The sequence below is a fragment of the Candidatus Pelagisphaera phototrophica genome (assembly GCF_014529625.1).
GTDB lineage: Bacteria > Verrucomicrobiota > Verrucomicrobiia > Opitutales > Opitutaceae > Pelagisphaera > Pelagisphaera phototrophica.
Genome location: NZ_CP076039.1, coordinates 958,446 through 977,545 on the forward strand (window position 1 = coordinate 958,446; position 19,100 = coordinate 977,545).

A 19,100-nucleotide genomic window follows, 5' to 3' on the forward strand; every position below is an offset into this window, starting at 1 on the left:
CCAGAGGTGTGTGCAGGTGCCGCCACGGAGGTAATATGAAACAGAGAAAATGAGCAAATTGCAAATTTCATAATGGATTGTTGTGATTTCTGAGGAATATCGGGGAATTGTCAATGAACCCAATGCTTGTGAGTGGTTTTTGTTTAATTCATTTGCCCGCTGGTGGCTAGTCCCATACGAATACGCAATGCCCGAACAAACTGCAACCTTGGAAGAATTGAAGCAATCCGTCGCCGCCTTCGCAGAGGAAAGAGACTGGATTCAGTACCACTCGCTCAAGAACCTAGCCATGTCGATTTCGATCGAGGCGGGAGAGTTAATGGAGCGATTCCAATGGTTGGATAATACGGCTTCAAATACGCTCGTTGGAGATGCAGCAGCGAGGCTGGCGATTGAAGATGAGCTCGCGGACGTAATTATCTATTCCCTTCAGTTTGCCAATCGTGCGGATATTGATCTATCCCAAGCGATCAAGCGCAAAATGGCGATCAATGCTGATAAGTACCCCGTCGAAAAAGCAAGAGGCAGGTCGGACAAGTACGACTCGTTGTAATAGATTTTCGCGACGACTTGCGACTTGGATGACAACGTGTCCGAGATCAAGGGCAATAACGGCGAAAAAATTCGCATAGCCTCCGAGGCCGGTCACCGAATTATCAAATCTTTTGGCTTCTAGCATTAGTCATTGCGAGATTTCGAATGGGAGGTTTTCCTGGGGTGTTATTTGATTGTTTGAATGATGAGTGGATTAAAAACAGGGCTAGGGGTATCTGGCTTAGCGTTAATTTTAGCCGCCTCCCCACATGGAAAAGCTCAAAATGCGATGGTGCTCCCGACGGATGCCACCCTCGGCTATTCGCTTGACTGGTTCGCGGCGAGCGGGGAGGCAACTACGCTTCCCACCGAGATAGTTGTGTACAGTCTCAGCTGCGGTAAATGTATCGAGGAGCTTTCAGCTATTGCTCGGGGCTATGCTCCGGCACCCGATCGGTTCATGCTTGCCTCATTCAAAAAGAAGGATCGGGACGTTTCCATTCCGTTATTGAGTTTGGGGCTGTCCAATGTTGATCCGAAAACGCGGCGATCGACACTATTGGATTTGATCCGAATTTACACGGGCGATTCGGATCATTATCTGGAAAACCTTGAAGACTGGGTGACGACGGTCGAGTCGCATTGGCCCATTGGTTCGGGGTATAAGGAGGACGTCCTTTCAAGAGCTTTTGCGACCAACGTGCTGGATATGCAGGCTCGGATACTGGCGCTGATGGATAAAATGGGAACACCCGATAAGATTCCGTTGGACCAGCCAACATTGGCTCTTGAGGTGACTCGGGGAAGCGATCGTTACAATGCCATGGTGGCGACACTTTCTTTGTCGTGGTTGAGACCCGGACTGGAAACTAAGGAGGATGCGGAGAGCATTGGAAAGCGGGCAAGATCGATCGATCCCTTGAAATCACTCTCAGCCTTGCAATGGAAAGAGTTGAAGGAATGGGCCATGAGCGGAGCGTACTGGATTTGGGGAGGACGACTGGGTACCGATATACTCGGAGAGATCATCGATTGGCAGGCGCAGTACCATCTGCTCCCAGATGATGCGACTCGCTTGGAGAAGCAGCGAAAGTGGTTCGACTACACGATCTTGCGGGCGGCGAAGGGACCTCTCAGTCCGCTTGAGGCCTTTGGCTTGGCGGATATCGAAGCTCTCGCTTCGCCTGCCTGGAGCGCGGCACAGGCCGACGCTCGCCAACAGTTGGTCTTTGCGAGCTACCTTGGAAATTTGACCACTTCTAAAAAGTAACGGGTCCTTGAGTACTGGAAGCGGGATAGAATACGTCCTCTTCTGGAGCAGTCTCGAACAACCTTTTAGAGCTTTTTTGGTCGCTCGTTAAGCGCTGATTGCTAGAACGTCACCTCAATGGTGAGTTTTATTCATCGAGTTCAGTTTTTGGGATGGCTTTTGTTGTCCGTTTTGTTGGTTGCCTGCTCTCAATCTGAAGACGGGGGTCCATCCGTTGCGAATAGCGTCGAAGCCGGGCGATTGCTCGCGACCCAGCATTGTATTGCTTGCCATCAAGTTCCTGCCGCGGACCTACTTCCCAAGAAAAGCTGGGAATACGCTCTGACTTACATGGGCTTCTTTTTGGGAATTGTAGACTACGAATACATGGAAGGGTCGCCGGAATCCGCACTGGGAAGCATTCATTTGCGTGAGGAATTCGTCCGGGACGCGAACCTGTTGCCAGATGCTCCGTTGATGTCGAACGAGGATTGGGCCAAACTGAGAGCTTATTATATTGCTGAGGCTCCGGAGAAGGCGATTCCCCAGATCACGAAGCCTGTGATTATTGAGGACACTGAGAAGTTTCGTGTTAAACCTACCCAATACCGTATGGACTCTGCCATTACATCCATGGTGCACATCGATGAAGAAAATGGACTACTCTACATCCACGATGGTCGATCAGAGCAATTGACCGTTCTGGATCGTAATCTGAATTTCCATGACAGCCATCCTTCGCCGGGAGTGTCTCTGGTCGAGGCTCAAGCCGTTGGCGAAGATCTCTATCTTTTGTCCATTGGTGACCTATTTGCTTCAAATATCGGAGCCAAGTTGGGAGAGTTTCAGCACACACGGGTTTTCGGGGGAGTATTCATGGGGCTCAATATTTTGGTGAAGGATCTGCACCGCCCCGCAGACTTCGCTTTCGCGGACCTAGACAATGATGGTCTGGATGAATTGCTTGTAAGTAACTTTGGTGACTATACAGGCAATTTCTCGATTTATGGGCGAGACTCGGGAAACGGTGCTTATGCGGCAGATCCGCTGATTCTCAGTGACCAGCCCGGAATCGTTAAGGGCGATGCCCACGACTTTAATGAAGATGGGTATTTGGACATCGTTGTCATGATGAGTGCGGCTCGAGAAAATGTGAGTGTGTTTCTCAACGATAAAAACGGAACATTCACTCAGAATGTACTTTGGGAGAAACATCCGTCTTTCGGATACATTGGATTTGAACTGAAAGACTTCAATGGAGACGGGCAGATGGACCTGCTTACCCTCAATGGTGACAATGGCGATTCAGATACCTATAATACGTTGAAGGGTGATCATGGCATTCGCCTTTATCTGAACAAGGGGAATCTTCAATTTGAAGAGTCGTATTTCTATCCGATGTATGGCGTTTACGGTGCGGAGGTGGCAGACTTCGACCATGATGGAGATCTGGATATAGCGGCGATTTCCTACCACCCCGATTTTGATTTGGAACGCCCGGAGAACTTTGTCTATCTTGAGCAGGTCGATTCGCTAGAGTTCATTCCGTTTACCCATCCCGCGACGCAAAAGGGTCGCTGGCTGTCGATCGATTCCGGGGACGCTGATGGGGACGGGGACCAAGACATCGTCTTAGGAGCCGCCTATGTTCCGGTCGGAATGCGGGAGAAATACATGGACAAATTTGAAGAACTGGTGAGTGGGGGTCCGCCTATTCTCGTTTTGGAGAATCGGATGGGAAAGTAAGATAGCCCGCTACCTGAATATTGTCACTAAACTGTCATATTAGACTACACATCTAAAAGCCAGTTCGCTTCCCGTGAAATCCGTCTGAGCGTTTCTTGTTGGATGAATTTTTGTTGAGGCGTTTGTTGAACTCGTTCTCGGGTGCAAAAGTAACTATGAATGGCACGGCGTGGTTGGTTCGTGTGGTTGATCGTCCCGCCATGCCATAAGTGAGAGTTGAATACCATAACTGTTCCCGCTGGAGCCTCTAGAAGGATTTCATCTGGGTGCGATTGCAAGGGATCTTCCATCACCTCCTCGGGTATCTTGCCGAATAGGTGTGACTTGGGTACTAACCGAGTGGCTCCGTTGGCTTTGGTAAAATCATCCAGGAGCCATATCGAATTACAGACTTTGAACTCGCCGGGCATGACTGCAGATTTCCAGTCGACGTGCAGCTTTTGCAGGCCTTGTCCTGGTTTGGCAGCCCGATAGTTGAGCGATGACAACTTGATTTCAGGTCCTAGGACGTAGCTGATCGCTGCGAGCAATTTAGGTTGGGTGTAGAGTGAATCGAATACCGAGCCCTTGTTGACGAGATTGGCGAGCCGGTCTGCTCCTTCCTCTTTTGGGTGGCGAATTCGATCTGAGCTAAAGAGTTCATGTCCTCCTTGATCACCTTCCTCTTCGACTAATTGGCGAACGCGTTCACGAATCGCCTCCAACTGCACTTCGTCCAACAGTCGACCCAGCGAAACGTAGCCCAATGAGTCGAGCGATTCGCATTCGGATTGGGAAAGTAATTGTTTTTGGGTGCTGAGCATTTCGAGAAGAACTCCGGATTGAACGTAATTTCGTAAGATTCGGCAATTTAAAAAGCAGCGAATGCGGTGTTTGAGGGGTCCTAAATTACAACCGTCGCTGATGCGAAATGTCGATTTTTGTCACGCGGATCCTCCGATGCAGGACAAGGATTTGTTTCTTGTCGTCGGCTCTGCGGCGGACTGACGGGCGGATTACGCAAAGATGAATTGGCTGATCTAGTCGCCTACCTCTCCGAACTGGGGAAAGAGGGACCCTATAAGGTTTCTTCCGGACGAATAGCGAGGACCTTTAAATACCTGCACGATCAGGATGGTGATAGCGGTTTTGTGGATATTGTGCGGCACAAGCCCTTTGGCTACGTCACTTCCGATGATCCTCTGTTCGAATGGCGGCCCTTGTACGCGAGGGTGGATGGAACGCTTCCCTTGGACGGAATTCCGCCGCTCCGACAGCACGGACGCATAAACTTCCATTATTTGCGTTTCCAAATGGATGTTCGAACCGCAGGAGCTGTGGGTTTGAAATTATCAGGACCGGATGAAAGTGTTCTTTGGGCCGGGGATCAAATCGTTGAACGAGAAAAGGGTCGCCTACTCGTTTCATGCGGAAAGGGGATTGGCGACGATCACCTTAGCCGTAAGGGAAGACTTGCCGAAAAAGTCCGAGCTCAGTATAGAAATTCGGGATATAGAAGGTTCTACGGCCCAATCACAAATAGTGAACGGCAAGTAGGGAAGTGCAAATTAACTTCCTGCTATAAATAGATTGAACCATTCCCCGACCTCGCGACGATAAGCTAGACGATTATGAAATTAGCGAAATTACCCCTCAATTTTATTCTCGGGAGTCTAGTTCTCCTGACTTCTGGATTCGTCTATGCGGGAGAAAGGGATATCTCTTTTTCCACGAAGCTTCTTGCCATTGATGCGAATGAAGGCTGTGCCATTGTCGATGTGAACAACGATGGTCAGCTAGACGTTGTGGCTGGACGAAACTGGTATGCGGGACCGGACTTTGTTCCTCGCGCTTTACGTCCCATCGAAGACAGAAACGGATACATTCATTCAAATGGCGATTTTCCCTATGATGTCGATGCGGATGGCTGGGTTGACATAATTGCACAGTCTTTTTTCCAAACCGAGATTAACTGGTTCCGCAACCCAGGTCCGGAGGTGTTAAAGCTAGGGCTTCTGTGGGAAAAGCGTTTGCTGGTTGATACCCAGGTGGACCGGAACGAAGCGGAGCTCATGCACGACCTCGATGGGGATGGGGTCAAGGAATTTGTAGTTAATTCCTGGAACAAGGAAACCTCGCTGCTGGCGTGGAAGTTTAAAACGGAAGTACGGGAAGTCGAAGTCAAGCGCGGCAATCGAACCGTAAAGGAGATGCAAGAGGTTCCTACTATGGAGAAGATCAAGATTGGATCGAGCCGGAATGGGCACGGGCTGGGAATGGGCGATTTGAATGGGGACGGTCTAGAGGACGTTCTCTTCCAAGAGGGCTGGTATGAGCGGCCAAAGTCGGGTGCGATGGATAAGCCATGGAAGTGGCACAAGGATTGGTACCTTCACGCGTCGATACCTATGGTGGTACGAGACTTAAATGGAGATGGCCGAAACGATTTTATCTATGGGATGGGACATGATTATGGTCTATTCTGGCGCGAGCAGCTGAAACCGGCGTCGGACGGTACGCTACAGTGGAAGGAGCACGTAATCGACAAGAGCTTTTCCCAGCCGCATGTGCTCCATTTGGCGGATATCGATGGGGATGGGGAGGATGAGTTGATAACGGGCAAGCGCGTCTTTGCCCACAACGGGAAGGATCCCGGCGGCAAGGAGGACCCCGTTTTGTATTACTATAATTGGGACAAGAAACAGAAGCGATTCGATAGAAAAACGATTGTCGAAGGCTCGGCGGGTACTGGACTCCAAATTGCAACCGGGGATTTGAATGGCGATGGTCGTCTGGATATTGCCGTAGCGGGGAAGAGTGGCACATACGTGATCTTTAATGAAGGTTGAGGGTTGCCCTCTGGTTTCAAGAGTCGATGCGATTGATTTCTACGGTTAATTTTGGACTCGAAGGAATATGTGTGCTCGGTGAGCGGAAGGATTGATTTATGGCTGAATTGAATTTTAAACAAGAATTGGTCGGCTGCTATGGGTATCCGGTGGCGGAAAATCCGACTCAGGCGATGATTGAGCCCGCCTTTCGGGCACTGGGCTTGGACTGGCGTTACCTGACTCTCGAAGTCAGGCCCGAGGGCTTGAAGGCTGCGGTGGAGGCCGCACGTGTATTCGGGTTTCAAGGATTCAATTGTACGATTCCTCATAAGGTTGAGGTGATTCAGTATCTTGATAGGCTGGGAGAATCAGCAGAGCTGATGGGAGCGGTGAATTGCGTCGTCAATCGTGAGGGAAAACTGGTCGGTGAAAACACTGATGGAAAAGGCTTCGTTGCTTCCCTCGAGGAAATCGACGACCCAGCGGGAAAATCTGTCGTAATCTTTGGCGCGGGAGGCGCGGCTCGAGCGATCAGCGTGGAAATGGCCTTAGCGGGAGCGAATCGTATTTCGATTGTCAATCGAAGTGAAGATCGCGGTCGGGAATTGACTGCCTTGCTGAATGACAAAGTAAAAGATCGTTGCCCAGAATTAGAATCAAATTTCGTTTTATGGAACGGCAATTTTCAAATTCCAAGCGATACCGATATCGTGATCAATGCAACATCCATCGGCTTGTATCCAGATGTGGATGCCAAACTAGCCTTGGATTCGAACGCGCTGACCTCAAATATGATTGTGGCCGACGTGATCCCCAACCCTCCCAAGACTCAACTCGTAAAGTTGGCTGCAAGCAAAGGCTGTCATGTGATTGACGGACTGAAAATGCTGGTTGGCCAAGGCGTAATTGGAATTGAATACTGGACTGGGAGAATACCGGATGCCTCCGTGATGCGAGCGGGACTTGAAGCGGTGTTTGAATAGATTGAAGTGTATTTGGTAGGACTCTAGCTTTTTAAGAAGGGACAGGTGTCAGTCACTGTTTGAGTGACTTTCCGACTCAGTTCTTCGAGCTCTTCTCGGCTCATAGTTTGATTGGGGATAGCCCGACGAAAGTTGATTGTATCGATCGCGATCCCCTGTTGGGTGCTGATGCTAGCTGAGGTAATGTCGTATCCTTTTCGATGCAACTGATAGGCGATTTGGTAGAGCAATCCAGGGGTGTCAGGCGCTTGAGTTTCAATAATCGCGGTTTTGCGGGAAAGAGCCTGATAGATTTCCACTTTCGGGTGAAAAGAGAAAGCGATGGGATTATGGGTTGCTTTCGAGTGACTGACTTTGTGACGAAGAAACTTATCCGAGATTTTTGGATATAAGTCCTCATTGGATATAAGCGCATTGCTGAGAGCCTCTGCGAATACCGTTTCAGAATCGATTGTGTGGCCGTATTCCTTCTCCTGTACGTAGAAAGTGTCGATTGCTATGTTGTCGCTCCGCGAGATTGCCTTCGCCTCCAGGATATTGTACCCAGCTACATTGAGGGCGCCCGAAAGTTTGTGGAAGAGACCGGCTCGATCCCAGGTGACTACGTTGACTTCGGAAAGCCCATTTTCGATGTCTGGAGTCCACTCGATAATCGGTTTGAGTGAGCCAACCGAATCCGCGTGATTGATCTCGTAGAGCAGACGGTTGATCATCCGGACATGCCGCACGATTTCATTCTTGGCTGTGTTAACAAAGTAGCTGTTAGGAAGGAGATGAAAGTGGGCGTCAATTTCCTCCTCTCCGACTTCCGCGATATCGAGCAGCTTGTTACGTGTCATTTTCTGAAAATTTTCCAATTGAGGTGATTCGAGATACTCCCAGCTGTTGCAGGGGGTATGAAATGCAGACGCGAGAATCGTGCCAATCTCGGCAATTGCTCAAAATTTCTCCAATGAAAATTGGAGACGACTGGGCCCGTCGGTTGCGTAGGAGAGGAGCGTAAGCCCGCCCGTTAGTTAGAGACGCCTCAACTTGTCGATGCTCTTTTGCCTCTCAGCAGCCTCGATCTCAATTTCGTGAACGCTCTCTGCCTTTACGACTTCTCCGCGCTCGTAGCCGATATATTCGAGCCATCCTTTGGATCGCATTTGGCGTCGATGGTCGATCTTCCCGAACAGCGGATCAGCGGTGGCTTGCTCCAGAATTTCGATTATGTCCCCTTCAATTTCAAAACCACATGCCTGGAGAATCGTTTTGGCCATGAGCAAATGTCCAAACTCATTTGGGTGAATGCCGTCTTTCGTGAGAAAGAATTGGGGGTCCGTTTTCCGTCGCTCTTGCTTGTACTCCAGCAGGGGTGTGTTGAGGTCGATCTTGCGAGCGGCCGATAGCTTGGAAAGCATGATCCACTTTCCGTAGGTTCTGAGCACTTCGTTGTATTGTGCAAAGGGAGCCTTGTAGCTGAAGTCAGTAGCATTGGGCGGAGCGAGGGACTTTTTCGCGTCGGCGTCGAACGGGGGGGGAGTTAGCAAAACGACTTCTGCATTGCTGGCGTGGACTTTAGCGACGAGTGATTCTATGCCGGATTGGTAGGCCAGGAAACGATCCATTCTGAGGGGATGATAGATGCCATCGTTCATCCCGTAGCAAGCGAAGATAATATCGGGTTTTGTCTGCTCGAGGGCATGGTCCAGTCGCGAATGGATACAGGGTCTGGGAAAGGGGTGCTCTGCTTCGCTTGTCCCTGCGGCGGTTTCACTCCCCAAGCCGATGCTTATGATGTTATAGTCCAAGTCCGGATTCCGTTTCTGGAGGAAGTAGGAAATAAAACTTACATAAGTTCCCCTGTGGGTAATGGAATCACCTAGTATGACAACTCGCTTGTCGTGGAGATCGAGCTTGTTCTGGGCGGATAGCCCACAGAGGAAAGAGCTGCCGAATAGAAGGAGGATCAGGATTGGATATCGACGCTTGCCTTGGGTCATTTTCGAAGGAGGTAAATCCCTTTAGAGCAAATTCTATCCATGGGGTGATAGCTAGAATATTTTGACCTCGCCATTGGGAAAAGTTACCCTTGTCAGCCGTCCAATACGCAAAACAGGTAAAATATAATTTCCATTTCTATCGGATGCCCTTTTGTTGGAGACTTCCCCATGAAGGACTTTGAAACGATCTCGGGCTTGTCGGCGCCGAACAGCTAGAAAGGGTGCTTGATTGCGCTGGGGGCGTTCCCGTCTTCACACTCGCTGGGCGTGTAGGGTCACCGGTTGATCGCCCTGTCGGTATCCTGTCTCAATCTGTGGGTGGCCGAGGCATTGCCTATATCGGTTACTGCAATCATCGCGATAGCCGGTCAGGCGTTTATCGGGGTGACGACCCTGAGGCAGGCGTCCGTCAATTTCATTAGCCCGGTTTTCTTTTTTGTCTTGGCGATGTTTTTGTTCGCAGCCTGCATTCGTCACCTAAAGCTCGATCATCGATTCGCCCATTGGCTGCTGGAGCGGTCCGGAACCAATACAAAGAATGTGGTCTTTGCGTTCATGTTCGGTACGGCGGCTATCTCATCGATCATGTCCGATGTGCCTGCCTGTGCGATTTGGATGACGCTTGCTCTTGGGGTTCTAAGGAAAGAGGGATTGACACCGGGCGAGTCTAATTTGGGCAAGGTACTCATACTGGGCATTACGATAGCCGCATTGATTGGAGGAGTGGCTACACCCGCAGGAAGCTCTATCAATATTATGGGCTTAGTGCTGCTGTCTGATTTGGGAGGCGGCACGGTCCCCTTTCTCAAGTGGATGGCGATTGGGGTTCCGATGGTGTTTATTTTAATCCCAATTTCACGGAAGGTGCTCATTTGGTTCTACCCGCCGGAGATCGAAAAGCTTTCAAAGCCGGTCGTGTTTTCGGACGGACCTAGGAAAGGTTTCAGCTCTGCGGAAGTAAAAGTCGTTCATTCGAAAAAAACGGTAGGGCCAAACCAATTACAGGCTGCCTGAACTTTAGACGACGCTCTCTTTGTGACCGGGTGCGTGTCGAAGGTTGAGTCATCGCTTGCCAATCCGAGCATGGCGACAAGGTGCCCACCGGCGGAAGAGCCTCAGGCTCCGAACCCTTAAGCGAACTTTTGCAGTAGGGTGACTTGTGGTTGGGATTTAGTGGGGGTTTCAGCTGGCTTCATACGATCGATATCTAAGCAGGATTCCATTCGTCGAAAAATGGCATCGTTCCGGTTTCATCCACATCACCGGCGTAGTGAAACTTCTTAAGCAGTTCGATTCCCGGTAGGAGAGCGTCATCGTGTTGGGCAAGCTTTTGAGACAATTGCGTATCCAGTTCCTTGATCAACTCGTTCTTCGTGTCATCCTTTGCCAAATTGGTGAGTTGGTAGGGATCGCTGTCATTTTCGTATAGCAGCCAGGGTCCGTCTAAATCGCGAACGTAGGTGTAACGGGATGTACGGAGCCCCCGGTATTCGCGACCTCCGACCTCTCGAGTAAATTGACCGAAGGGAGATTGGCAGGCGAGCAGGGCGCAGTCCGCTGGAGCTTTATTCTCATTGGCCGAGCTGACAGGCGAATCGGATGCGGTGATGTATTCGGAAATGTAGGTAGAGTAGTCGGTTCCATCGATACTCTCTGGGATATCGATATCGCACAGTCCTAAAAGCGTTGGCAATATATCGGGTGTATTGATGAACGCGGGAGGCTGTTTTCCCCTTGGACCAAAGCGTCGCGGAAATCGAATCAAAAGCGGAACCCGAATGGATTCCTCCCAAGGTCGCTGTTTGAAAAGCTCCCCGTGAGAGAGAAGCATGTCGCCGTGATCCGACCAGAACACTAGGATCGTGTCATCAGCCAGACTCTCCTCGTCCAGTGCCTCCATCAATGAATTAAGGCACTCGTCAAGGGCGAGGATGTGAGCGTAATAACCTTTGAGGAGTGTTCGTGCCTTGTCTGCTTCGCTAGCAGGTACGTTTTCCCGTAAGACAATCATGTCCTCGTTAATGAGATCTAGGTATTGCTGAGGGGCGGTCTCATAGGGATCGTGTGGTGGTCCCCAGGATAGGGTTAAGAGAAACGGGCTGTCTTTTTTGCGAGATTTTATAAAGGAAATAGCATCATCCGTTTGGGCAATCGCGTCGTACCCTTCCCAGGTTTTCATTACAGTGCTAGAACCCTCGAAATAGTGAGATGTATTATAGTCGTGGCTACATTCAAGGGCTTTCCAATATTTGAAGCCATGCTGGCGATCGACTGGAATAGGGGAGCTGCGCCCGTTCGCGTTAACATGCCACTTGCCGATGTACCCGGTATCGTAGCCGGCTTTGGAAAAGAGCTTGCCCATCGTTTCCGCGTTCGGATCCATAGGGACGTCATTGATTATGACGCCGTGATGATGTGGATATTGGCCGGTCAATAGCGATGCTCGAGCAGGGCAGCAGACAGGCGTTCCAGATATCGCATTGACGAAATCGATACTCTCGCTCGCGAGACAATCTAAGTGTGGTGTTTGGATGTTCGTCTCTCCACCAAATCCAGTAGCTTGTCTTCGAAATTGATCGGCGAATACGAATACTACATTAGGTTTTTGGCTCAAATTCTATTATCTTGAGGGTTCACGGAGCGAGAGATAGGGTTGTCAGTTTTATTGAATGCTTAGTGTGATGGTCGACGCTAGTATGAAAGCCATTCAATTTGTCTTGGACAAGTTGAATTTGTTTTCTACTATTTATTAGAGGCTACAGGGCGGAGGCTATGCCGATACACGCGATCGCTGGAAAGGAGTATGCTTCGACGTCTTAGGGGAATGCCTCTCGTGTTTGAATTCAGTCGATCGGCGAGTTCTTCGATCGCAGTTTTCGCTAGCAGTTCTAGGCTGACGTTAAAGTGACGGTGATTTTGAGGGGGCTCTCCTTCGATCGCCCATATTGAGAATAGTCCGACATCCTCAGGGCACCGGATCCCTTCATCGATTAGCCAGTTCATGGCATCGTTCCCCAAGGTGATAACGCAGTCCGGATTGTTTCACTCCCTTGCTTCCGTCTTCTCCCGCGATTGCGGGATACGCCGAGACAAGTGATCCCGTTTCAGGGGAGCATGAAGAGCTTGATTTATTTACTCTCCAATCAACCCAAATTCGTTCCGAAGAATTTCTATGATTACCGCTTTGGGATCGTCGGACAAGGTGATCTTCGAGCCGGTGATTTTCTGGGCAATTTGAGTGTAGGTTTCGGATACGCCCATTATGATCTCAAGTGGTAGCTCGTTGTCCGCCGCTAGGGCTTTGCGTTCCTCAATGCGAGATTTGTTCAACAGGATATCAGGTTCGGGGAAGTGTTTGAGTAGCGCCTGGCGGAAACCCTCTTTAGAGTTTTCCACCACCTTGCTCGCTTGGTAGCTGAGTCCGTCCCATATGCGCGAAGAATCAGGCGTGCCCACCTCATCCATATAAATGAGTTTCTCGTTGCCGTCCCTGTCGGAGACGTAGCCAAACTCGAATTTGGTATCAACGAATACCTGGTCCAGTGCTGCGAGGGAGTTGCTTATGAGATTAAACCCGTCGGATAGCAGCTTCTCGTAAACATCGACATCGGCCTTGCTTCGAAATCGGAACGCCTCGAAATTGTCCAGGATGTCCTGGCGAGTGACGTTGACATCGTCTTGTTCCGGTACACCGGGGATTCCTTTGAGGATTCCTTTAGTCGAAGGGGTGATCAGCAATTCGGGCAGCTTCTGATCCTTACGGAGTCCTTCAGCGACGGAGATGCCACAGAAATCGCGTTCTCCCTTATCGTAGGCACGCCACATGGAACCCGTGATGTATTGACGGGCGATTGCTTCGATCATGACGGGACGCGCCTTTTGCACGATCCAGACGAACGGATGGGGAATTTCCAGGATGTGGCTGTCGGCGAGGCCCTGCTCGCGGAATAGCCTGAACCAATGATTGGAAATCGCGTTCAAGGAAGCTCCCTTGCCGGGCACGCCACGCATGCCGCCTTTGCCTTGCCAGATACATTCGAAGGCTGAAATGCGGTCGCTGATTACCATGATTGCTAGTGCTGCGTCGGCCGCTACGGGGTAGTTTCGTTCTTTGATAAGACGAGCGCTGTCCTCCGTCGTTAACCAATACACTGAGCGTACTTTACCGCTGTGAACAGGCTCGTCGGTGCGAATAGGAAGGTCGTTGTTAACCTCTAGTACTTTGTCAGCAAGGCTCATGTGTGGAAGTCGCGATTGACGGTAATTCTGTGGTTGCGGTTAGGCACGTGGGGAAAGTTGAACGGCCTATTCCGGCTTGGCAATAGAGGAAAGAGGAGAGGAAGATCGGGGTTGGAAGACTTATGAGGGCGTTGAAAGAAAACGATCCTTGGGAAGATTCCTGTCCAAACTACTTGATTTGGCTGAAACTAGTGTGCAACGTGTTGCGTCTTTCAAAAGTGCTGTTGCTCTACGTTATTTTCGAAGGAGAACCACTACCAATTTAGTAGCTACCTTGAATAACTTTCCCCTTTATGAGCTCTCGTTTCGTTGTTGTTTTGGCATGTATTATATTGTGCCAAGGGCATGCAGCTTCGTCAATAGGATGAGAAATCGTGGATTTAGTCATGTTCACGCGAAGCGGGATCCTGCAAGCGAGTTACGAGCGTATCCTGCTTGAATGCCGATATCGAATTCCAAAGCATTATTGTTATCATGAAAAAATATTCCTCAGTTTTGATTTTATTAGTTCTAGGAAGTCTCCTTTCGACGGGTGCCCAAGATCGGCCGAATGTCGTAGTCATTCTAACGGATGACCAAGGTTGGGGTGATTTAAGTATCAATGGGAATACGAATCTAGATACGCCGCGCATTGACTCGCTGGCGAAGGAAGGTATCAGCTTCGATCGATTCTATGTTTGCGCGGTGTGTTCACCGACCCGAGCGGAGTTTTTGACAGGACGCTACCATGCTCGTAGTGGGGTTTATAGTACTTCCGCGGGTGGTGAACGGATGGATCTCGACGAAGTTACAATTGCCGATTCGTTCAAGGCCGCAGGTTACGTCACTGGTGCCTTTGGCAAGTGGCACAACGGAATGCAATATCCCTACCATCCGAATGGACGAGGATTCGACGAGTATTACGGTTTCGCCTCAGGGCATTGGGGGGACTATTTTTCGCCTCCGCTCGAACACAACGGAAAGATTGTCCAGGGAGAAGGATTCATCATCGATGACCTGACCAACAAAGCGATGGCCTTCATGGAGGAAAACAAGGACCAGCCTTTCTTTGCCTACTTGCCTTACAACACACCACACTCTCCTATGCAGGTGCCCGGAGAGTATTGGGATCGGTTTAAGGACAAAGAGATTGTGATGCGAAACCGGGATTCAGAAAAGGAAGTCATGACCCATCTTCGGTCGGCTCTAGCAATGTGCGAAAATATCGATTGGAATGTAGGTCGTGTGTTGGACAAGCTTGATGCCCTCGGGATTGCCGATAATACGATCGTAGTCTACTTTCATGATAACGGACCCAATGGGGTCCGCTGGAATGGGGACATGAAAGGGCGTAAAGGCTCTACAGATGAAGGGGGCGTTCGTACCGCTATGCATCTGCGTTGGCCCGCTCAGTTCAAAGCGGGAAAGGTAATCGAGCCCATTGGCGCGGCGATTGATTTGCATCCGACTCTGGCGGATTTGGCGGGAATAGAAACCGTGAACAAGAAGCGTCTCGATGGACGCAGCCTGAAGCCGCTACTTCTCGAAGACGATCCCGATTGGAAAGGCCGTATTATCATCAACAACTGGAAGGACAAGATCAGCGCCCGCAACCAGCGCTACCGGTTGGGAAGCGACGGAGGTCTCTACGACATCAAGCGAGATCCCGGTCAACGGAAGGACATTTCTGCGGACAAGCTGGACATTGCCAAGCGACTACAGGCGGCGATAGATCGTTTTAAGAAGAACAGCATGAAAGGCTACGGTGAAGATAACCGTCCTTTTATCATTGCTCATCCAGATTACAAATACACGCAAATTCCAGCGCGTGACGGAATCGCTCATGGGGCGATTCAGCGATCCAATCGTTTCCCCAATTGCTCGTATTTTCTGAATTGGGTAGACCCTAAGGACACGATTACTTGGGTCGCGAAAGTCGGAGAAAGTGGAAAGTATCAAGTGGAGATCGAGTATGCCTGCCCCAAGGCGGATGTGGGTTCCACCTTTCAGCTCAGTTTTAATGAAGCCGAATTAACGGGGAAAATTACCGAAGCCCATGATCCGCCGGTGCGTGGCGGCGAGAATGACCGTCATCCAAGAACGGAGTCCTACGTAAAGGATTTCAAGACCATGAATCTAGGCGTTATAGAACTTAAGAAAGGGAAAGGCACGCTCACGTTAGCCGCTCTCGATATGCCAGGCTCCCAAGTCATGGAATTCCGGCTATTAATGCTAACCCGTGTGCAATAGGAGCTGCTCACGAAGGAACACGGAACTAACTGCACAGAAATTATTTTTACAAAATGAAGTCTTGGTCCTTATCACTCCTATTCCTTTTATTAGTCCCAACCGCGAATGGTGCCACCAAGCCCAATGTGGTCATCATCCTCACAGACGACCAAGGTTGGGGAGACCTTAGTATCCACGGAAACACAAATCTGGATACGCCTAATATTGATCGCCTTGCCAATGAAGGGATTGAATTCTCGAATTTCTATGTGTGCCCTATTTGCTCGCCTACGAGAGCCGAGTTTCTAACAGGACGCTACAATCCTCGTGGTGGTGTTCGATCTGCCAGTCGGGGGGAAGAAAGGCTGGACCTCGATGAAGTCACCATCGCTGAGATATTCCGAGATAACGGTTACAAGACAGCGGCCTTCGGAAAGTGGCACAACGGAATGCAACCCCCTTACCATCCAAACGCACGGGGATTCGATGAGTATTACGGATTCTGCTCTGGGCATTGGGGCAACTACTACAGTCCGATGCTGGAACACAATGGCGAGATCGTAAAAGGAGATGGCTTTGTCATCGACGACTTTACGAATCGAGCGATGGACTTCATTGAAACAAACAAGGATGAGCCGTTCTTTGTCTATCTTCCCTACAATACGCCCCATTCACCCATGCAGGTACCGGGTCGGTTCTGGAAGAAATTCGAAGACAACGATCTCGGCCTGCGAGCGAGGCCCGAAGACAAAGAGGACTTGCAACATTCGAGAGCGGCTCTCGCCATGTGTGAGAACATTGATTGGAATGTCGGTCGAGTGACTCGCAAACTTGAGGATCTCGGGTTATCGGAGAATACGATCGTAATCTATTTCAGTGACAATGGTCCCAATGGGTATCGCTGGAATGCGGATATGAAAGGAAGAAAGGGGAGCGTTGATGAGGGTGGGGTGCGGTCTCCGTTTTTTATCCGCTGGCCCGAAGGCCTAGAAGGAGGACGAACGATTGACCGGATTGCCGGAACCATTGACTTGCTTCCCACGCTAACCGATTTAGCAGGTATCGAAAAATACCGTACGCTTCCATTGGATGGGGTCAGCTTAAGACCCCTGATGTTGAGGAATGGTGTAAGTTGGCCTGATCGGCTCTACGTGAACCATTTCAAAGGCAAAACCAGTATTCGGAACCAGCGGTTTCGTTTGGACCAGAATGGAAAGCTCTACGATATGGATAGCGATCCCGGTCAGAGAAGAGATGTTAGCCGTCAGTTTCCTGACGTTTTAAAACGGATGGTGGCGGCACAAACGACTTTTGACAGGGATGTGGCTTCTCTGGTTGCGGAACCAGACAACAGACCCTTTACAATTGGGCATCCCGTCTTGGACTTCACTCAGATTCCGGCGAGAGATGGTCAGTTTGCGGGAGGGGTAGAGCGATCTGGCAGGGCCCCAAACTGCTCTTTCTTCACCAACTGGACCCAGTTGGAGGACCGCATTTTCTGGGATGCGGAAGTTTTGACAGCGGGTGATTACAAGGTCGAAGTTTACTACACTTGCCCCGAGGATGATGTGGGGTCTACGTTTGAGTTGGCGTTCGGAACTTCCCGACTAAAGGGCGAAGTTACCGAGGCATTCGACAATCCCATGAGAGGAGCTGTGGAAGATAGAGCCGTACGGAAGGGTGAGTCCTACGTGAAGGAATTTAAAGCGATGGACATGGGCGTCATCCAATTAAAGAAAGGTCGGAACCGATTGGAGCTGAAAGCACTAGATATTCCAGGTAATCAAGTTATGGAAGTGCGGCTCCTGATGTTCCATCGAGTGGATTCTTGAGGACCAATATTGATCCCGAATTTAAAATATGAGATTATCTAGACGATCTATTATCGTACTTATTAGTTTTGCGTGTGTTTACTACTCTAATACGCTAACTGCCCAGATCGAGAGGCCCCCGAATATTGTGCTTATCTTTATCGATGATATGGGCTATGCGGATATTGGACCGTTCGGCGCCCGTGACTACCCCACGCCAAATCTGGATCGAATGGCCACCGAAGGTCGACGTTTTACGGATTTCATGGTTAGCGCACCTGTGTGTTCTGCGTCCCGGGCAGCGTTGATGACAGGAACGTTCCATATTCGTCTAGGGGTTAACGGCGCCTATAGCCCGAAAGCAAAAGATGGATTGAATCCTAGTGAAGTGACGATTGCGGAATTGTGTAAGCAGAAAGGATACGCGACTGCTATCTACGGGAAATGGCATTTGGGACATCATCCAAAGTTCCTACCCACTAGCCAGGGTTTCGATGAGTACCATGGGATACCGTATTCGAATGACATGTGGCCTTGGCATCCGCGATATGAGGGCCTCGCAGCTGACGATCCCAAACGCCGTGAAGTGTATCCGGATTTGCCATTGGTGGAAAACGATCGTGTTGTTGACGCCAACGTAACTGGAGAAGATCAGAAGTATCTCACCCGGTGGGCTTCGGAGAGGGCCGTCGATTTTATCGAACGCAAACACAATCAGCCATTCTTCCTCTATCTCCCTTACTCGATGGTGCATGTGCCCCTTTTTGCCAGTGACGCGTTTCTAGGAAAAAGCGGTGCGGGATTGTTTGGCGATGTCGTTATGGAATTGGATCATGGAATCGGAACCGTGATCGCCGCCCTGAGAGAGAATGATCTAGAGGATAATACACTAGTGATTTTCACGAGTGACAACGGCCCGTGGGTGGGTTATGGAGATCATGCCGGATCAGCGGAACCTTACCGTGAATCGAAGCAGACTTCCTTTGATGGAGGAGTTCGTGTTCCAACGCTCTTTTGGTGGCCAGGTAGGATTCCAGCGAATACGAATTGCGATGAACTGGCTTCTACGATCGATGTACTACCGACAGTTGCCCGACTTATCGGGGTGGATTTGCCGCAGCATAAAATTGACGGCAAGGATATCAGCGGCCTTGTTTTCGCAGAGAAGGGTGCTCGCTCTCCCCATGAGTTTTTCCCGCATTACCATCACGGGGAGCTTCAAGCGATACGAAATGATCGATGGAAACTGGTGTTCCCGCATAGTTATCGATCCTTGAATGGTCGCCCTGGTGGAACCAGTGGATTGCCGGTGAAATACGATTCGAATATGGCAGAGCTAGCATTGTATGACCGAGCGAATGATCCTGGCGAAGAGCTTAACGTAATCGATCAGTATCCAGAAGTGTACGCTGAGCTTTTAAAAGCCGCAAAAATATTTCGAAAGGAATTGGGCGATAAGCTGACAAAGACGACGGGAACGGGGATCCGATCGGTAGGGAAATTGGGCCCTAACGATAAACAGCTGACTTGGTAAA

The 19,100-nt window shown here is 50.0% G+C and carries 17 protein-coding genes; 10 read left to right on the forward strand and 7 right to left on the reverse strand.

The window, feature by feature from the left end:
- The first annotated feature begins 187 nt into the window (after positions 1-187).
- The 3 genes from GA004_RS04250 to GA004_RS04260 all read left to right on the forward strand — a co-directional run bounded on the left by GA004_RS04250 (position 188) and on the right by GA004_RS04260 (position 3,529).
- Positions 188-553 carry a nucleotide pyrophosphohydrolase gene (locus GA004_RS04250; protein WP_283396058.1) on the forward strand — a complete coding sequence of 122 codons (366 nt, stop codon included), beginning with the start codon at positions 188-190 and terminating at the stop codon, positions 551-553.
- A gap of 186 nt (positions 554-739) precedes the next feature.
- Complete coding sequence (locus tag GA004_RS04255; RefSeq protein WP_283396059.1) at positions 740-1,804, forward strand: hypothetical protein; 1,065 nt, start codon at positions 740-742, stop codon at positions 1,802-1,804.
- Positions 1,805-1,921: 117 nt separating this feature from the next.
- On the forward strand, positions 1,922-3,529 hold the full coding sequence (locus GA004_RS04260; protein ID WP_283396060.1) for an FG-GAP repeat domain-containing protein: 1,608 nt from the start codon (positions 1,922-1,924) through the stop codon (positions 3,527-3,529).
- Positions 3,530-3,573: 44 nt separating this feature from the next.
- Here GA004_RS04260 and GA004_RS04265 read toward each other — a convergent pair whose 3' ends face one another.
- Positions 3,574-4,332 carry a phytanoyl-CoA dioxygenase family protein gene (locus GA004_RS04265; RefSeq protein ID WP_283396061.1) on the reverse strand — a complete coding sequence of 253 codons (759 nt, stop codon included), beginning with the start codon at positions 4,330-4,332 and terminating at the stop codon, positions 3,574-3,576.
- A gap of 117 nt (positions 4,333-4,449) precedes the next feature.
- Here GA004_RS04265 and GA004_RS04270 point away from each other — a divergent pair, with 117 nt between their 5' ends.
- From GA004_RS04270 to aroE, 3 genes are all read left to right on the forward strand, one after another.
- Positions 4,450-5,097: a hypothetical protein gene (locus tag GA004_RS04270; RefSeq protein ID WP_283396062.1), complete on the forward strand. Its 648-nt coding sequence runs from the start codon at positions 4,450-4,452 to the stop codon at positions 5,095-5,097.
- Positions 5,098-5,139: 42 nt separating this feature from the next.
- Positions 5,140-6,357, forward strand: coding sequence for an FG-GAP repeat domain-containing protein (locus GA004_RS04275; protein WP_283396063.1), 1,218 nt, complete (start codon positions 5,140-5,142; stop codon positions 6,355-6,357).
- 98 nt (positions 6,358-6,455) lie between these two features.
- Entirely contained in the window at positions 6,456-7,322 is an 867-nt protein-coding gene (gene aroE, locus GA004_RS04280) for a shikimate dehydrogenase (protein WP_283396064.1), read from the forward strand.
- A 23-nt stretch (positions 7,323-7,345) separates the two neighbouring features.
- On the opposite strand, the gene GA004_RS04285 is transcribed toward aroE, so the two are convergent.
- Together GA004_RS04285 and GA004_RS04290 are read right to left on the reverse strand one after the other, a co-directional pair.
- Positions 7,346-8,161, reverse strand: a complete 816-nt coding sequence (locus tag GA004_RS04285) for a hypothetical protein (RefSeq protein ID WP_283396065.1) — start codon at positions 8,159-8,161, stop codon at positions 7,346-7,348.
- A gap of 177 nt (positions 8,162-8,338) precedes the next feature.
- The gene (locus tag GA004_RS04290; RefSeq protein ID WP_283396066.1) at positions 8,339-9,307 is read right to left on the reverse strand and encodes an SGNH/GDSL hydrolase family protein; all 969 of its coding nucleotides are present in this window, start codon (positions 9,305-9,307) and stop codon (positions 8,339-8,341) included.
- Between the two features lie 282 nt (positions 9,308-9,589).
- Between GA004_RS04290 and GA004_RS04295 the strand changes: the two genes are divergently transcribed.
- Positions 9,590-10,321 (forward strand): SLC13 family permease, encoded by a 732-nt coding sequence (locus GA004_RS04295; protein WP_283396067.1) that lies wholly within the window; start codon positions 9,590-9,592, stop codon positions 10,319-10,321.
- On the opposite strand, the gene GA004_RS18125 is transcribed toward GA004_RS04295, so the two are convergent.
- The 4 genes from GA004_RS18125 to GA004_RS04310 form a co-directional block, all read right to left on the reverse strand.
- A complete protein-coding gene (locus GA004_RS18125) occupies positions 10,276-10,392 on the reverse strand; it encodes a hypothetical protein (protein ID WP_425492892.1) in 117 nt (38 codons plus the stop codon). The genes GA004_RS04295 and GA004_RS18125 overlap by 46 nt on opposite strands.
- Positions 10,393-10,514: 122 nt before the next feature.
- Positions 10,515-11,921 (reverse strand): sulfatase family protein, encoded by a 1,407-nt coding sequence (locus tag GA004_RS04300; protein WP_283396068.1) that lies wholly within the window; start codon positions 11,919-11,921, stop codon positions 10,515-10,517.
- Positions 11,922-12,049: 128 nt separating this feature from the next.
- Positions 12,050-12,310, reverse strand: a complete 261-nt coding sequence (locus GA004_RS04305; protein WP_283396069.1) for a type 1 periplasmic-binding domain-containing protein — start codon at positions 12,308-12,310, stop codon at positions 12,050-12,052.
- Between the two features lie 129 nt (positions 12,311-12,439).
- Positions 12,440-13,546 (reverse strand): phosphoribosylaminoimidazolesuccinocarboxamide synthase, encoded by a 1,107-nt coding sequence (locus tag GA004_RS04310; protein WP_283396070.1) that lies wholly within the window; start codon positions 13,544-13,546, stop codon positions 12,440-12,442.
- 474 nt (positions 13,547-14,020) lie between these two features.
- Here GA004_RS04310 and GA004_RS04315 point away from each other — a divergent pair, with 474 nt between their 5' ends.
- From GA004_RS04315 to GA004_RS04325, 3 genes are read left to right on the forward strand one after another with little or no spacing between them, the layout of a single operon-like run.
- Complete coding sequence (locus GA004_RS04315) at positions 14,021-15,775, forward strand: arylsulfatase (RefSeq protein ID WP_283396071.1); 1,755 nt, start codon at positions 14,021-14,023, stop codon at positions 15,773-15,775.
- A gap of 53 nt (positions 15,776-15,828) precedes the next feature.
- The gene (locus GA004_RS04320) at positions 15,829-17,586 is read left to right on the forward strand and encodes an arylsulfatase (RefSeq protein ID WP_283396072.1); all 1,758 of its coding nucleotides are present in this window, start codon (positions 15,829-15,831) and stop codon (positions 17,584-17,586) included.
- A 28-nt stretch (positions 17,587-17,614) separates the two neighbouring features.
- Positions 17,615-19,099: a sulfatase family protein gene (locus tag GA004_RS04325; protein WP_283396073.1), complete on the forward strand. Its 1,485-nt coding sequence runs from the start codon at positions 17,615-17,617 to the stop codon at positions 19,097-19,099.
- Position 19,100 lies beyond the last annotated feature (1 nt).

Coding starts and splice junctions, on each gene's coding strand:
- aroE (WP_283396064.1), top strand. CDS start 6,456: ATGGCTGAATTGAATTTTAAACAAGAATTGGTCGGCTGCTATGGGTAT.
- GA004_RS04260 (WP_283396060.1), top strand. CDS start 1,922: ATGGTGAGTTTTATTCATCGAGTTCAGTTTTTGGGATGGCTTTTGTTG.
- GA004_RS04275 (WP_283396063.1), top strand. CDS start 5,140: ATGAAATTAGCGAAATTACCCCTCAATTTTATTCTCGGGAGTCTAGTT.
- GA004_RS04255 (WP_283396059.1), top strand. CDS start 740: ATGAGTGGATTAAAAACAGGGCTAGGGGTATCTGGCTTAGCGTTAATT.
- GA004_RS04320 (WP_283396072.1), top strand. CDS start 15,829: ATGAAGTCTTGGTCCTTATCACTCCTATTCCTTTTATTAGTCCCAACC.
- GA004_RS04290 (WP_283396066.1), bottom strand. CDS start 9,307: ATGACCCAAGGCAAGCGTCGATATCCAATCCTGATCCTCCTTCTATTC.
- GA004_RS04325 (WP_283396073.1), top strand. CDS start 17,615: ATGAGATTATCTAGACGATCTATTATCGTACTTATTAGTTTTGCGTGT.
- GA004_RS04305 (WP_283396069.1), bottom strand. CDS start 12,310: ATGAACTGGCTAATCGATGAAGGGATCCGGTGCCCTGAGGATGTCGGA.
- GA004_RS04310 (WP_283396070.1), bottom strand. CDS start 13,546: ATGAGCCTTGCTGACAAAGTACTAGAGGTTAACAACGACCTTCCTATT.
- GA004_RS04285 (WP_283396065.1), bottom strand. CDS start 8,161: ATGACACGTAACAAGCTGCTCGATATCGCGGAAGTCGGAGAGGAGGAA.
- GA004_RS04265 (WP_283396061.1), bottom strand. CDS start 4,332: ATGCTCAGCACCCAAAAACAATTACTTTCCCAATCCGAATGCGAATCG.
- GA004_RS04315 (WP_283396071.1), top strand. CDS start 14,021: ATGAAAAAATATTCCTCAGTTTTGATTTTATTAGTTCTAGGAAGTCTC.
- GA004_RS04250 (WP_283396058.1), top strand. CDS start 188: ATGCCCGAACAAACTGCAACCTTGGAAGAATTGAAGCAATCCGTCGCC.
- GA004_RS18125 (WP_425492892.1), bottom strand. CDS start 10,392: ATGCTCGGATTGGCAAGCGATGACTCAACCTTCGACACGCACCCGGTC.